Annotated in this window: 13 protein-coding genes; 1 reads left to right on the forward strand and 12 read right to left on the reverse strand. The window is 41.3% G+C overall.

All coding sequences use genetic code 11. The features are described from left to right. Positions 1–61 precede the first annotated feature (61 nt). From IEX94_RS05430 to IEX94_RS05470, 9 genes are all read right to left on the reverse strand, one after another. Complete coding sequence (locus tag IEX94_RS05430) at positions 62–2,194, reverse strand: ATP-dependent Clp protease ATP-binding subunit (protein WP_188856358.1); 2,133 nt, start codon at positions 2,192–2,194, stop codon at positions 62–64. 674 nt (positions 2,195–2,868) lie between these two features. After that, complete coding sequence (mbcS, locus tag IEX94_RS05435) at positions 2,869–4,446, reverse strand: acyl-CoA synthetase MbcS (protein WP_188856359.1); 1,578 nt, start codon at positions 4,444–4,446, stop codon at positions 2,869–2,871. 123 nt (positions 4,447–4,569) lie between these two features. Next, a complete protein-coding gene (gene pdaA, locus IEX94_RS05440; RefSeq protein ID WP_188856360.1) occupies positions 4,570–5,361 on the reverse strand; it encodes a delta-lactam-biosynthetic de-N-acetylase in 792 nt (263 codons plus the stop codon). A 128-nt stretch (positions 5,362–5,489) separates the two neighbouring features. After that, the gene (locus IEX94_RS05445) at positions 5,490–6,803 is read right to left on the reverse strand and encodes a Na+/H+ antiporter family protein (RefSeq protein WP_188856361.1); all 1,314 of its coding nucleotides are present in this window, start codon (positions 6,801–6,803) and stop codon (positions 5,490–5,492) included. Between the two features lie 167 nt (positions 6,804–6,970). Next, a complete protein-coding gene (locus IEX94_RS05450) occupies positions 6,971–7,765 on the reverse strand; it encodes a YfkD family protein (RefSeq protein ID WP_188856362.1) in 795 nt (264 codons plus the stop codon). A gap of 402 nt (positions 7,766–8,167) precedes the next feature. Next, on the reverse strand, positions 8,168–8,860 hold the full coding sequence (locus IEX94_RS05455) for an amino acid ABC transporter permease (RefSeq protein WP_188856363.1): 693 nt from the start codon (positions 8,858–8,860) through the stop codon (positions 8,168–8,170). Positions 8,861–8,866: 6 nt separating this feature from the next. Further along, complete coding sequence (locus IEX94_RS05460) at positions 8,867–9,736, reverse strand: transporter substrate-binding domain-containing protein (RefSeq protein WP_188856364.1); 870 nt, start codon at positions 9,734–9,736, stop codon at positions 8,867–8,869. 554 nt (positions 9,737–10,290) lie between these two features. Then, positions 10,291–11,124, reverse strand: a complete 834-nt coding sequence (locus IEX94_RS05465) for a YihY/virulence factor BrkB family protein (protein WP_188856365.1) — start codon at positions 11,122–11,124, stop codon at positions 10,291–10,293. A gap of 90 nt (positions 11,125–11,214) precedes the next feature. Then, a complete protein-coding gene (locus tag IEX94_RS05470; RefSeq protein WP_156856620.1) occupies positions 11,215–11,493 on the reverse strand; it encodes a YtxH domain-containing protein in 279 nt (92 codons plus the stop codon). Positions 11,494–11,755: 262 nt separating this feature from the next. Here IEX94_RS05470 and IEX94_RS05475 point away from each other — a divergent pair, with 262 nt between their 5' ends. Continuing rightward, entirely contained in the window at positions 11,756–13,114 is a 1,359-nt protein-coding gene (locus IEX94_RS05475; RefSeq protein WP_188856366.1) for an alanine/glycine:cation symporter family protein, read from the forward strand. Positions 13,115–13,217: 103 nt separating this feature from the next. Here the strand turns inward: IEX94_RS05475 and IEX94_RS05480 are convergent, their stop codons facing one another. From IEX94_RS05480 to IEX94_RS05490, 3 genes are all read right to left on the reverse strand, one after another. After that, complete coding sequence (locus IEX94_RS05480) at positions 13,218–13,901, reverse strand: YdeJ family lipoprotein (RefSeq protein ID WP_188856367.1); 684 nt, start codon at positions 13,899–13,901, stop codon at positions 13,218–13,220. A gap of 89 nt (positions 13,902–13,990) precedes the next feature. Further along, on the reverse strand, positions 13,991–14,656 hold the full coding sequence (locus tag IEX94_RS05485) for an SOS response-associated peptidase (protein WP_188856368.1): 666 nt from the start codon (positions 14,654–14,656) through the stop codon (positions 13,991–13,993). Positions 14,657–14,671: 15 nt separating this feature from the next. Next, entirely contained in the window at positions 14,672–15,667 is a 996-nt protein-coding gene (locus tag IEX94_RS05490) for a glutaminase (RefSeq protein ID WP_188856462.1), read from the reverse strand. Between the last annotated feature and the right edge of the window lie 101 nt (positions 15,668–15,768).

A 15,768-nucleotide genomic window follows, 5' to 3' on the forward strand; every position in this document is an offset into this window, starting at 1 on the left:
AATATTCCGCTTATGAGCATGAAAAAAATCCCGCTGCACGAGGCGGCGGGATTAACAAGTTTTAAGCCTGTTTTACTATTATTTCATCTTCTTCTACATCAATATGAACTTTATCCACGGATTCGGACTCAAGAATTAAATCAGTAAGTTGGTCTTCAATTTTGTCTTGGATGACACGACGTAATGGTCTTGCACCGAAGCGTGGGTCGTATCCAAGTTCGACCAGTTTTTCTTTCGCTGCACTTGTAATTGTGATTTCAATATCATTTTCCTCAATCGTTTCTTCAAGCTCATGCAGCATAAGGTCAAGAATAGATAATAAGTTTTCTTTTGTTAATTCGTTGAACTCTACAATCGCATCGAAACGGTTCAAGAACTCTGGTTTGAAGAAATCACTTAAGTTTTCCAAGGTCGAAACGGCGTCATGTGTGTTATTGAAACCAACATTGACTTTCTTCGTACCTGTGCCAGCGTTGCTTGTCATAATGATGACAGATTCTTTAAAGCTCACCATTCTACCCTGGGAGTCTGTCAAATGGCCATCTTCCATAATTTGCAGGAACATATTTTGCACGTCTGGATGTGCTTTTTCAATCTCATCCAGCAAAATGATGGAATATGGATTGTGACGGACTTTCTCGGTTAGCTGGCCTGCTTCTTCGTGGCCGACATATCCTGGTGGTGAACCAATAATCTTGGACACGGAATGTTTCTCCATGTACTCACTCATATCAAGACGGATGAGCGCGTCACGTTTACCGAATAATTCTTCTGCAAGAACTTTCGTCAATTCCGTTTTACCGACACCAGTCGGACCTACGAAGAGGAAGGAACCAATTGGACGTTCTTTTGATTTCAAGCCTGCACGACTACGACGGATTGCCTTAGCAACTTTGTCCACCGCTTCATCTTGTCCAATTACTTTGCCGCGTAAATGGGTTGCAAGGCCCTTCATCTGCTTCTGTTCCTCTGCTTGCATTTTCGTTACCGGGATTCCTGTTTTTTCTTCAACGATCAATTCGATATCTGCTACTGTTACATCGGTAACTTTTTCACTGTCATCCGCTTTCTCCAATTGTTTCTGTAATTGGATTTCTTGGTAACGGAGATTTGCTGCAAGTTCGTAATCTTCGCGTTCGGCTGCTTCTTGTTTTTCCTTCACAATTTCATCCAAGCGTTGTTGCAAGGAGTTTGCATCTTGCTGTGAATTTTTTAAGTTCAAGCGGGAGCCGACTTCATCCATTAAATCAATCGCCTTATCCGGCAAGAAACGATCTTGGATATAGCGATCTGATAATGTAGCAAAAGCTTCAATAACATCATCAGAATAATTTACTTCATGGAACGCTTCATAGCGATCTTTAATTCCATGTAAAATCTGTACCGTTTGTTCAAGCGTCGGTTCTTTTACAATAACTGGCTGCAGGCGACGTTCGAGTGCCGGATCTTTTTCAATTTGACGGTATTCTTTAAGTGTCGTTGCCCCAATTAATTGCATTTCTCCACGGGCAAGAGCGGGTTTAAGAATGTTTCCAGCGTCCATTTGTGAACTCTCTGCTGTACCTGCCCCCACAATTAAGTGGATCTCATCAATGAATAGGATGACATCTTTTCTTTCCTGAAGTTCTGTGATCAGTTTCTTCATCCGTTCCTCGAACTGACCGCGAATACCAGTATTGGCAACTAAAGAGGCGACATCCAGCAAGTATACTTCTTTAGAGAGTAACTTACTTGGAACAGTACCTTCGACAATTCGTAGTGCTAGCCCTTCTGCAATTGCCGTTTTACCTACACCTGGTTCCCCGATAAGGACCGGATTGTTTTTATTTCTTCTGTTCAATGTTTCAATGACTCGTTTAATTTCCTGATCGCGTCCGATAATCGGATCGATTTCTCCTGCTCGTGCTGAATCAGTTAGATTTTTCCCTAATTGGTCAAGTAGGCCTTCACGTTTTCTTGTTTGCTGTTTTGTACGTGCACCTGTTTGTCCATTTCCTCCAGCTTGGAAGAATTGATTTTCAAATGGATTTTGCCCTTGATTAAAATTAGAGAAGAAATTATTTGCCTGGTTCATCATATTTCCTTGTATTTCACGTAAACAGGAGTTACATAGATGCATTTCCATACGCTGTCCGTTCACAATAACAGACGCATTTACATTTGCTTCATTCTGACCGCAATGTTGACATTTCATCTTACATTCCTCCTAAAGTTTTTTAGTATTATATTGATCAATCTTGACTTTGACTATCTTTGACTTTAACTACATTATACTCTGACCTATTTTGACTTTCAAGTGTTTTGCCTAACTTTTTTTTAAAAAATTTATCGTGGAAGATCAAAGGCGCAAGCGCCCGTTTAGCAACGTACAAACTGGAGCACTCCGTAATGAGATAAAGGAAACATGCCCCTTTAGGGGTATGCCGCTGTTGGGCTTTAGCCCGTATTTAAGCGGCCCTCCTTCAGTTCTGAGTTGATGTTGACTTATCGATTGGAGGAGTGTGAAGTTTGATAGTTGCTGGGCGCTGGAGCCGGACGTGGCTAGACCTGGATACCTAAGTTACCACAGCATTTTTATTTTATAGTTTTCCTAAAGAACGAAAAAGCAGATTGAGAGTCGTTTCATCTCATCTGCTTTTTTCATTTCATATTTTATCATCGCTATCCCAAAACCGAGGCGGGAGCGTGTTCTGCTAAGTCTTTTTCAATCGATTCCTTTATTTCTTCTGTAAATTAACAATTGACAATTCGTCAAGAAGGTTGAGTGGATGTTTTTAGTATCCATCTATCATCCCTCACTTCTAAGTATTTTATAGTAGTATACCCAAAAAGTGTACCTGGAAAACTAATGATCCTAGAAATCAGATTTTACAAGTTCTTCATTTCTCTCTGACGTAATTCGATTCTTCTTATTTTCCCTGAAGATGTTTTCGGGAGTTCATCAATAAATTCTATTTCTCTCGGATACCTGAATGGTGCCGTTTCACGTTTCACATGATCTTGTAATTCTTTAATCAAACCTGGGTCGTTCTTGTCCACATTTTGCTTTAATACGATAAATGCTTTTACAATACTTCCGCGAACCTTATCTGGACTTGCCACTACCGCACATTCTTGAACAAATGGATGTTTCACAAGCGCATCCTCTACTTCAAAAGGTCCAATCGTGTACCCCGAGCTGACAATGATATCATCCCGGCGGCCTTCAAACCAGAAATAGCCGTCCTCATCCTTGCGCGCCTGATCTCCGGTAATATAAAAATCTCCTCGTCGGGATGCTTTCGTCCGTTCTATATCCTTATAATATTCACGGAAAAGAGCTGGACTGTCGATACGGACTGCGATGTCCCCAACTATATTCACATCTGCAATATTGCCATCTTCGTCAATAATTTCCACTTCATTACCTGGCGTTGGCTTGCCCATGGAACCCGGCTTTACTTCCATATCTTTCGTAATGCCAAGGAGTAGAGTATTTTCCGTCTGACCGTAGCCGTCACGTACCATAATCCCAAAATGCTTGCGGAAAGTATCAATTACTTCCACGTTTAGCGGCTCTCCAGCAGAGACGGCACTACGTAAATGTGGCAGCTTATAATCTTCAAGATGTTCGACTTTCGCCATTAAGCGGTATTCTGTTGGTGTACAACAGAGCACATTGATTTCATTATCCTGAAGGAGCTCCAGATATTTGGACGGTTCAAATTTACCGCTATAAATAAATCCAGTCGCTCCTGTTCCTAGTACGGATAGAAACGGACTCCAGATCCATTTTTGCCAGCCTGGACCTGCCGTTGCCCACACTAAATCATCCTCTTCCACGCCAAGCCAATTTTCTGGCGCTGTCTTTAAATGAGCAAATCCCCAAGCATGTGTATGCACAACACCTTTTGGATTTCCCGTTGTTCCCGAGGTATATGGCAAAAATGCGATTGTCTCCCTGGTCGTATCTGCCATTTCAAGTTCATCACTGGCACTCGCTTTTGCTTCATCGAGGAAATCCCAACCATCAACGGTATGTCCCACAGAAAATTTCTTTAGTTCCGCAAAATTGGGTACTTTCCCTACCTCGCTTGTAGATTCATGAAAAGCTACAACACCACTAACTTCCCCGTGTTGGATCCGATATTCCAATTCGTTGGCCTTCAGCATTTCGGAGCTTGGAATAATAATGATTCCTGTTTTTAATGCTGCTAAATAGATTTCGTACGTTTCAATGAGTCGTGGCATGATGATGAGAATTTTATCTCCTCGCTGTAAACCACTGTTCAGGAATACGTTCCCGATTTTGTTTACATTCCGTATTAAGGCCTGATATGTAATTTCTTTTCTATTATTGTTTTCATCTAGCCAAATAAGTGCTTTCTTGTTTTTATCTTTCGCATATTTCTCGACTTCCATCGCAATATTATATTGTTTAGGTGCTATTAAATCCTCTCTCATCATCGTGACTCCACCACTTTCTTATGAGTTTTCCTTATTATAACAAAGAATCAGAAAGTTTGGTATGATTTTAATCTAAAAAAATCGAGAAGCAGTTGTTGCTCTGCTTCCCGATTTTTCTTATGCTTAATAGCCATAAATAACCTCTGGTATATGATCGCGGAGGACAAGGTCGTCAAGACTTTTAAATTGATATCCTTCTTCTTTTAAATCCGTTATCAATGCAGCAAGTGCTTCGGCATTGTCTTTAGAAACTGTATGAAGTAAAACTATTGCACCTGGATGGATTTGTTCCATCACTTCTTCATACGCATAGCGCCAGCCTTTCTGATTAGATGTCTCCCAGTCTTTAAATGCTAGCGACCAAAAGATATGAATGTAACCTAATTCATTTGCCCATTCCAATGTCTGCTCACTGAAGATGCCTCTTGGGGGGCGCAGATATTTCAAATCTTTTTGATCGGAAACTTCTCCCACTTTTTCCGCCAAGTCTTCAAGTTCTTTTTGCATAGCCTCTTTCGTTAAAATGGAGAAATCGGGATGATGATAGGAATGATTTCCAATAATATGCCCTTCATCAACCATCCGCTTTACTAATTCAGGGGCGGTCTCGACATAATGTCCGGTGACAAAGAAGGTAGCTGGAACATTTTCTTTTTTCAATACGTCTAAAATTTGCGGGGTGTACCCTTCCTCATAGCCATTATCGAACGTTAAATAAATATATTTCCCGCCAGATTGATCGGCGAAATATGCGCCATATTCCTGTAACAGCGGATTATAGGAGCCGATTTCCGGTATTTCTCCGCCCTGACCTTTTTTATAGCCCCAGCCATACCCTCTTGCACCAACTTCATTCTCTAAACTGAATCCAAGAAGCAGTGCAAAAATGAAACAAAACCCTAACAAACGCTTCATCAACAACACCCTTTTTTTCCTAGCATAACCTCCAAGGACGAAATTATGCGGAAGTGGGACAGTTGGGGTCAGAGCATTTGTCCCACTGCGTGCGGGACAAATGCTCTGACCCCGTGTCCCAAAAAAAACTACAAGATCATTGCTGCAATCCAGCCGAATATGATCAGTGGGATGTTGTAGTGGATGAATGTCGGTACAACTGTATCCCAGATATGGTTATGATTGCCATCCGCATTTAAACCGGATGTTGGTCCAAGGGTACTGTCAGAAGCTGGTGATCCTGCGTCACCAAGAGCACCTGCCGTTCCGATTAGTGTAGCGATTGCTAATGGCGAAAATCCTGCCGCTACACATATTGGAACATATAAAGCAACTAAAATCGGAATTGTACCGAATGAAGAGCCGATTCCCATTGTTACAAGAAGTCCTACTAATAATAGAATAAATGCAATGACAGCCTGATTATCGCCAATAAAACCAGCAGATGCCTCAACTAATGCATCAACTGCTCCAGTTTCGCGTAAAACTGTTCCGTAACCGGATGCGACAAGCATAATAAAGGCAATCATTCCCATTAGTCCAATTCCGTCAGCCATAATTTTATCCAGATTCCGGTAGGGAACAACGAGAAAGGCAAACATAACGAGCAACCCAGCTAACGCACCAAGGATTAAATTTTGCGTTATAATTTGGACGACTAAAGCCGCTACAATTGCGAAGATCGTAAATAAATGTTTTTTATTGAAGGTAAGGTCTTCTTCACCTATCGCCTCAACATTTATTGTGCCACTCCCTCCAGATCCTTTCACCGGGTCCCTTTCTTTCCGGTACGTGATAAAGATTGCGACAAATAGTCCAACCACCATTCCAAGTCCTGGAATTAACATAGCAAATGCTGTGTCCCATGCAGTTAGCTCAATGCCACTCTCCGCTAAGCCATCAACAATGATACCGTGGAAAATAGCACCAAACCCTAACGGAAGCATCACATACGGCGCTTTTAACCCAAATGTCAGCGCTGTAGCAACAGCCCGGCGATCAATCCGCATCTTGTTAAACAACTTCAGAAGCGGTGGGATTAAAATGGGAATAAATGCGATATGCACAGGAATCGCATTTTGAGAGAGACAAGCGATTCCAGCGATAACAAGTAAAATCGTTGCTCTCTTCCCAGACAATTTATTGATTACAAAATTCACGAGAAAGCCTGTTATTCCCGTATAACTAATAGCAATCGCGAACGCTCCTAGTAAAATATAACTTAAAGCCGTATTCGCCTGACCACCCATTCCACTTACAAGTAAATCAATCGTATCTACAAATGAAAGTCCTGACATGACGCCTGCAACAATTCCAGCTGCAATCAGCGCTAAAACAACGTTAAGTCGTAATAAGCTGAGGATAGTCAGCACAAGAACGGACACAAGAACAACCCACTCCACCTATTTCTTCCCCCTTAAATCTTTACTCTTTCATCACTTTATCACTTCATCATAATAAAGCATTAAAGATAAAAAAGCAACAGTTTTTTAAAAGAGAAACGGGACACGGGGGTCAGAGGCAATGTCCCACTTTGGGACATTGCCTCTGACCCCTATGTCCCGCCTGTTTACTTCACTTGGAAGGAATAGGATAGGTGGTTTTGGACAGGAATCCATGCTCCGATTCCTTGTTTTGTTACATTTTTAATTGTTAGTTGTTTTTTTGTTCCCTTTAATTGGATATATACTTCTCCGAAAGTTACCCGGCCCTTTTCATGAACAGCTGGTGTATACGCTTCAAGAATTCCTAATTTTTCTGGAGGGACAGGATAACCATGAGACATTTTTGTATTCCGCCCTATCTCCACTTCATAGGAAAGAGGAAGCTTGGTTTTATCTTTCGCTTTTTGCAGTACCATATTCCTTACCGTTTCTGCATTGGCAATCTTATTCGTGAGCATCCCTTTGATTTCCTTATGTTCCTGTTGAATATAGTTCATCTCCTGCTGACCGTCGGGACCGTTTTGGAACTCATTTTTATTAACAGCTTGATATTCCCAATTCACTCCTGTTTCCAACGATTCGTACTGTAATGGCCAGCGCCCAAGATAAATCTCTCCACGATACCCGAAACCAATTGGAGACGGATCGATACTTGTCTCATTCAACTGTTGAATCAACTCCGAGTTTTCAATTGCAACAGAGGCACTGTCCAGAAGTTCCTTCGTCTCCCCGCTCGGCTCAACGACTTCATTATCGGAATCGTCACTTTGCACCGTGTTTTCCTTTGATATATCTAATACATGACTCGGTACTTCAAAATTTTCTTCCGTTTCTTTTTTTTCCTCAGCAAAAAATACTACAGGAAATGTAAGCAGGATGAAAAATGCAGCAATCATACCGGATAAACGCTTAATGTTCATGGACCTCCATCCTTTCTTTTCCTATAGTTTTTTCGCTTCATGGAAAAATATACGCCCGTGCTGCACAAAAAATATGCGGATCCGTTCGTTCATATAGTGGCCCGCATGTTTTCAATCGCATTGTCATTGCCTTATTCTTCGACGGGGAAGGAAAGCAACAATATGTTAAGTTTTTTTAGTAAGCTGGTATCATTAGAAAGTAAAAAAAATCCACACACCCCAATTATGAGAGTATGATGGACTTTTTTATCACGTATTAACGGTCTGTAATACCCCCACCTATAAACATGAGGGAATCCCAACATGTGAAGGTGGGGATATACAGTCCGTAAATACCTGATTCGGTTCAACTAACATTTAGTGGGGAGATAAGGATACCCCACTGAATGAAGTTTCACTTTATTATAGATATTCACTAAACCTGTCTTCGAGACGATCTTGCAGAACGGATATTATTCCGCAAATCGGCCAGTAAATTAAAGCGACCAATATATACATCGTCATCGAGTCGAACGTTCTTCCAGCTATAATCTGAGCTTTTTGGAATAGTTCAGGTACCGTAATCATCGCGGCAAGCGAAGTGCCTTTTACGATACTTAAGAATACGTTCGATAACGGCGGAACCGCAATCCTCACCGCCTGTGGCAAAATGATTTTTCTCATCGTCGTCCAGTAAGGGATATTGAGCGCTTTTGCCGATTCCCATTGCCCAACATCAATACTATTTAACGCGGAACGATTAATTTCAGCTATATATGCTGCACTATTCAGACCAAAGGCAAGTACTGCTGCCGTAAATGCAGAAAGCTCGATTCCGATTACAGGCAATCCAAAATAAAGAATAAAAAGAAAAACGATCATTGGAGTCCCGCGTATAAATGAAATATAAACTCTTGATGGGAATCTTAAAATGAATCTTTCAGAACCCCTTCCAAGCGCTAGGAAGAAACCAAGCACGAGACCGAACACCATGCCAAGCACGGATAGATACAATGTCATCGGCACACCTTTTAACAAGAAAGGCAAGCTTTCAAGCGCCAATTCGAGGTCAAATAAACTACTCAATTGGATATAATCTATTTCAAACATGAGCATCCCTACTTATTTCGCTATACCTTCAATTTCTATAATATCTTCTTCCGGCTCTACAGACACATCTTGTCCATCAAAAAACTCTTCTGATATTTTCTTTAAAGTTCCATCTTCTAGCATGTCCGCAACAATTTGTTCTACCTCTTGATGCAGCTTATCCGCGTGTTTCGGCATAACAATGCTTGCTGTTGATGTGTGGAATTTTAAATCCGGATGGAGCTCAATATTAAACTCAGGAAATGCCTGGATTGCAAGACTTTGTAAATAATAATCATTAATAACGACGTCTGTTCTACCATTATGTACGTCTCTTAAATAAGCATCATTTGTCGCGTTTCCGTATGTTTTTACTTCTGCCCCAAATTTCTCAGCTATTTCACTATATACCGTTGTAGCAGCCCCGCCGGCAACTTTTCCTTCGAGGTCTTCCAGACTGTTAATGCCCGAGTGATCATCTTTACGAACGATCATCGTTGCATAAGAATATTTAATCGGTTGTGTGTAAGAGAACTTTTCTTTTCTCTCCCCGCGAAGTCCCATCGCCGTCATATCAATACGCCCTGAATCAAGTGCCGTAAGAATTGCGTCAAACCCCATGACTTCAAATTCGATATCGACACCTAACCGATTCGCGATTTCCCTCTGGATTTCTACTTCATAACCCGTCAGTTCATCTGAGTCTTCTGGATAATAAGTCGATGGGTAGAGCGTTCCTGCAGTACCAACTGTCAAAACACCTTCATCCTGAATCTTCTCCCAAACTTCATCCGTCACCTCAGATTCTGAAACGCCCGCAGAAGTGCTTTCTTTATCATCTCCGCCACACGCGGCTAAGAGAGTGATCAAACCAATCGCCAACAATAATACGAATCGCTTCACATTTACCCCTCCTGTTATAATGTTTTTTCATTTTTGATTGTAACACATTTCCTTCTTTTACAACAGATAACTAACCTATTTAAATATTCAGGAGTAAAGCCTGTTATAGTTGGCGATTAATATAGTGCAAACAGTCTATGTGCGATCAAAGGCGTAAGCGCCCTTACAGGCTAGGTTCGCGACGTCCTGTCGCAACGCCTGTACTGGCACATCCTGTGCGTCGTAGCAACGTACAAACTGTGCCTCCCAGGATGGGAGCTAGTTCGATGTTGCCCCAGGACGGGGCGAACTTAAGCGAACTTCCTTTTTACCGGAATGAGATAAAGGAAACATGCCCCTTTAGGGGTATGCTGCTGTTGGGCTTTAGCCCGTACTTAAGCGGCCTTCCTTTAGTTTTGAGTTGATGTTGACTTATCGATTGGAGGAGTGTGAAGTTTGCTAGTTGCTGGGCGCTGGAGCCGGACGTGGCTAGCCCGGATACCTAAGTTATCACAGCATTTTTTATATTATAGTTTCTTATGCATTAAAATAAGGCAGTCAGACTCCTAACCGCCTCATTCGAACGTCTTTTTCCTCCATGCCCGCTCATGCAGAGAAGCGTTTAATACTCCACCAATCAGCACAATCATTCCAAATAAATAAAACCAGATCATGAGTACAATAACCGTTCCTAGACTTCCGTAGGTTGTTGAATAATTCCCAAGTGTTCCTACATAAAAGGAAAAAGCCCAAGATACCAATTGAAAGCCGACCGTGGAAAAAAGCGCTCCCCAAACAATATGCCTAAAGTACACCCTCCGATTTGGAGTAAGCCGATACAATGCAACAAGGACAATAAAGAAGATAATAGAAGAAGTCACCCAACGAAACGTCTCCCATATTTGCAAGAACTCAGCTGAAAAACCGAGCCAAGAGAAGAAATATTCTCCGATCATCTTTCCAAACACCGGTAATAATAATGCAACAATGACGACAAAAAACATCCCAATGGTAAGCAATATGGATAAGAGACGGTAGATGATGAATATTCTCTTCGGTTTTATCTCATAAGCACGGTTTAATGCTTTCCGGACTGCATTTACCCCGTTAGAAGCTGCCCAGAGTGTACCGATGATTCCTACGGATAGAAGGCCACCACTTTGAATTTGCAGCATTGATTCAATATTTGACTCGATTAAATCATATACTTGTGGCGGAGCATAATCGACAATGGTTTGTAAAATAACCTCTTCGTTCAAAGAGAAATAACCGATTAAGTTAAATAAAAACAACAGAAAGGGAAAAAGCGATAAAAGGAAAAAATAAGCTAGCTGTGCCGCCAAGCCAAAAACGTCGACTTTTTCCATTCGTTCATAAAATTCTTTTAAAACTGGGATGAGATTTTCCATTTCTTATCCTCCACCGATAAAAGACAATGACCCCATCACAAGATTTGAGATGGGGTATTCCTTCTATGTTCTTTATTTTCCGTAATCGTATTATTTTTTACTAACTAAGCGGTCAAGTGTGGATTCTACTTGTTCAAGCGCATTGATCGTATTTTCAGCCCCAACAGAAATATTCGCATTCAATTTATCGAATGAATCACGTAATTTATGCACCGTTTCCGTCGGATTGCTTAACAGGTCACCTGAGTTGTCTTTTAATTTGTTCAGACAGGTTTTCGTATAGTTGCGTGCATCCTTATCAAATTGCATTGCGAGGGCACCAAGTAACGCTCCTGCTACAACGCCAGCGATTAATTTCTTTTGTCCCATTTTGTTCTCTCCTTTTCCAATTCTTTTTCTATCATACCATGTTCTATCATTATCTTATATTATAAGCGAATTAATTTAGATGAATCAATGAAAGCTGTAATAATCTCTGTTTTTTTATCGAAGTTCTTCGTTTTACTACACCGTTTTATTACACCATTATAAAATTTAAAATAAAAATTCAAAAAAGCCTTGACTTATTTATAAATATTCGGAATATTAGATAGTATAAATTGAATTACAAAAAGGATAGGGGGATGATGAAATGGTAGATTTTCTAGACAAGGTAAGTGGTTTTGTATGGGGACCGCCTCTTTTGATTCTCATTGTTGGTACAGGGCTCTACCTCACCTTCAGACTTGGATTTGTCCAGATTACAGCACTGCCGACTGCTTTAATTAATGCATTTACCCGTAGGAAGCAAGACAAATTATCTGAAGGGGATATCACCCATTATCAAGCATTAACAACTGCAATGGCGGCAACGGTAGGAACAGGAAATATCGTTGGAGTTGCCACAGCAGTTATCGCGGGTGGACCCGGAGCTGTATTTTGGATGTGGGTTATGGCGATTTTTGGGATGGCTACTAAGTATGCGGAAGCGGTTCTTGCAGTAAAGTATCGGGTGAAAGATGCGAAAGGTGAAATGGCCGGTGGTCCGATGTATTACTTAGAACGTGGATTAAATGCCAAGTGGCTTGCAATTTTATTTGCAATTTTCGGTTCAATCGCTGCGTTTGGTATCGGAAACATGGTTCAAGCGAATTCCGTTTCAGCTGCTGCTTCAAACACTTTTAATATCCCGACATGGGTTACTGGTATTGTTCTTTTTATTATTACTGCGATTGTTATTCTTGGCGGGATTAAAAGCATTGGACGAGTAACAGCTTACCTTGTACCGGTTATGGCTGTATTTTATGTTTTTGGCGGTTTAATTATTATGATTCTGAACGTTGATTTAGTACCAACTGCTTTCAATATCATTTTAACCGATGCCTTTACGGCAAATGCGATTGGAGGAGGTATTTTAGGTACGGTGATCCGCTATGGTGTTGCCCGGGGTATTTTCTCCAACGAAGCAGGCCTTGGTTCTGCACCGATAGCAGCTGCTGCAGCCAAGACCGATTATGCGGGGAGACAAGGACTTGTTTCCATGACACAAGTATTTATCGATACGATTATCGTTTGTAGTATTACTGGAATTACAATTGTTATGGCTGACTTGCATCAGACAGGGATTGATGGCGGTGCTCTAACAAGTGAATCTTTCGCCGTCTTTCTCGGGACGCCTGGCATGTATATCGTTGGTATCGCAACAATTTTATTTGCTTACTCCACACTGATTGGCTGGTCTTATTACGGTGAGAAATGCTTTAACTATCTCTTTAAAAGTACAAAGGCCATCACGATCTATCGCACGGTATGGGTTTTTGTCGTACTTTTCGGTTCCATTACGCTAATTGATATCGTTTGGCTTTTCTCGGATATCTTCAATGCACTGATGGCTATTCCTAACTTGATAGGACTGCTTGGATTGTCTGGCGTAGTCGCATACGAGACGAAACGATTCCTCAAAGTTGCGAAAGAAGAAAAGGCAGCAGAGAAAAAGGCAAAAGTTTCTTGATAAGTGTTAATTTAAAAAATGGCAATTCCATCCGTATGACCATCTGATGGAATTGCCATTTCATGTTAAACCGAAATTGTGGTTCCGCCCCTCTATCTGGCTTTTAAGAACCATAGTTTATTTTTTCAATGAGGGAGATGACTTCTTGCCCTTCTGCTGGATCGATGGTGATTAATTTTGTAGTTGTGATAAACGACTCCGTGAAAATCTTTATATCTTCTTCACTAAAATCATTTGGAATGTTCGTTTCCCAGCGTAACGGAACATAGTAGCGATTAATCGTGCCATCGCCATTTCCGCTATAAGTTATTGAACCGTCAACTAAGCGACTACCCGTCAACTGAATGACATCTTCCGGATAAGTAGCACTTGATTCCCAATTTGGATTAAGTGGTTCCCCTTCTGCAATATGGCGGACGTTTAATTCATCGATCTCATGATCCGGTCCAAGTTGCAACCAAATGCGTGCATATTCAATCTCTTCATTCGTGTAAGATGCGAGTGAATCCGTCTTCTCGTCCTCTGGTGTCGTGTCATCTTCCTCTGTATCTGAAGCCGAATTCTCTTCCATCTCAGTTGTAATAGAAGCACTTTTCGCCTTCTTCTCCTCTTCAATCGTCTCTTCTTCATCTTCCTCGATTACCCAATCGATAGGAAGCTTTTCTTGTATTTGCTGATCGATTTCATCATTCGTATTATGTTTAGCTGCAACTGTATCTTCGTTATTCCCGCAAGCAGCGAGTAAGAGCAGACATAAACCAATCCAGAATAAATTTCGACTCCTCAATCTATACACCTCCATACCATATGTACTAATGGGGGGCAGAGCATTTGTCCCAGTTCGGAATGGGACAAATGCTCTGACCCCATGTCCCACTAAGCTAATGACGCAATGCATTGTTGGTCGTTGTTTTTGGCGGAGTTAACGTAGGTGGAGACGGGGTAGGCTGTGAGTGTTGGGTCTTCAAATTGTTTTAAAAGTTCACTTACTTGGGAGGGAGCGAATTGCACCGGCTGAACCCATTCATCTTCTGCATGTTTCGGTAGAATGATTGGCATTCGGTGATGGATATCCTTCATGAATCCATGGGAATCCTTTGTTAAAATTGTACAAGTAAATAACGTCTCGTCACCTTGTGTCCATTTATCCCAAAGCCCGGCAAAAGCAAAGAACTTCCTATTTTCCACTTGAATCCGTTGCGGAATTTTCTCCTTGTCCGTTTGTTTCCACTCATAAAAACTATCCGCAATGATCAAACAACGTCTTTTCGCCATCAACTGTTTAAAACTCGGTTTCACATGAGCTGTTTCACTTCTTGCATTAATCATTTTATAACCAATCTTCGGGTCATCTGCCCAAGAAGGTACAAGTCCCCAGCGTAAATAGCCGGCCCGCTTTCTCTTTCCGTCATGGATAATTGCGAGCACTTGTTGACCTGGTGCTACATTATAACTTTCATGAAAATCATCTATCGGTTGTTCCAATGCAAATTCATCTAGAAGCTCCAATTGATCCCCTAGTAGTGTATATCTGCCGCACATATAGAGATCCTCTCCTTAAAATATACTCAAATCCCAGTGGCTCGCAATATGGCGCAACAAGCGGATACCCGCGGTACTATTTCCCTGTTTATCGAGAGCTGGACCATATACCCCGATTCCGCAGCCATCCATAAATGGCAGTAACTCATCCCTTGCCCGCGGTGGTACTGTAGCCATTATACCACCCGAGACACCACTTTTTGCAGGAATCCCAACATAGGCAGCAAATTTTCCAGATGCATCGTACATTCCACAAGTAAGCATTAACACTTTTGCCAGTCTTGCTATTTGCGTTGGAATTACTTCTTCCCCAGTCATCCTATCTATACCGTCATTAGCGAGAATCAGTCCTAATCTTGCAAGGTCTTCCGCTGACACTTCAATCGAACATTGCTTAAAATACGTTTCCAATGTTATTTCCAAATCCGATTCAAGTACACCGGTTTCTAATAGGAAATAACCAATGGCCCGATTGCGAATTGACGTTTCCCGTTCAGATTCGTACACTTCAATATCCAATTCCGGACGGTGGCCAAGAATTTTTTCAAACAGTTGAAAAATACCTTCCAACTTTTCATCTGACGTTTTGCCTTCCAGTAAAGAAGTAACCGTAATTGCACCAGCATTCACTAGTGGATTGAATGGTTTTTCGATTTTTTTCATTTCCAAGTGCATAATAGAGTTAAATGCCTCCCCCGTCGGCTCCACATCCACCCGGTTCAGTACATAAGACATACCACGTTGCATGCAGGCAACAATAAAAGCAAAGACCTTCGAAACACTTTGGATAGAAAATGTTGTATCGATATCTCCCGATTGTATGGTCATTCCATTATTACCGATAATAACGATTCCTAGGGCATTTGGATCTGCTTTTTCTAACTGTGGAATATAGGAAGCAAGTTTACCGTCCGTTGTATGTTTCCGGTAAAATTTAACCCAGTCGTCGACATAATTCTGCAGCCATTCCTGGGTCAGCTCTGTATTTAGATTTGTAGAACCTTGCACCATCACCATCACCTCTTCTTTACTATATTTTACGCGATCTGCTGCAAAAGTCTCCATCATTTAGCATAAAGCAAAATTTCAGGCAGTGGGGTGCTTTTTTCCTT

Origin of the sequence: Oceanobacillus indicireducens (assembly GCF_014647195.1) — a bacterium.
GTDB classification, from domain to species: domain Bacteria; phylum Bacillota; class Bacilli; order Bacillales; family Amphibacillaceae; genus Oceanobacillus; species Oceanobacillus indicireducens.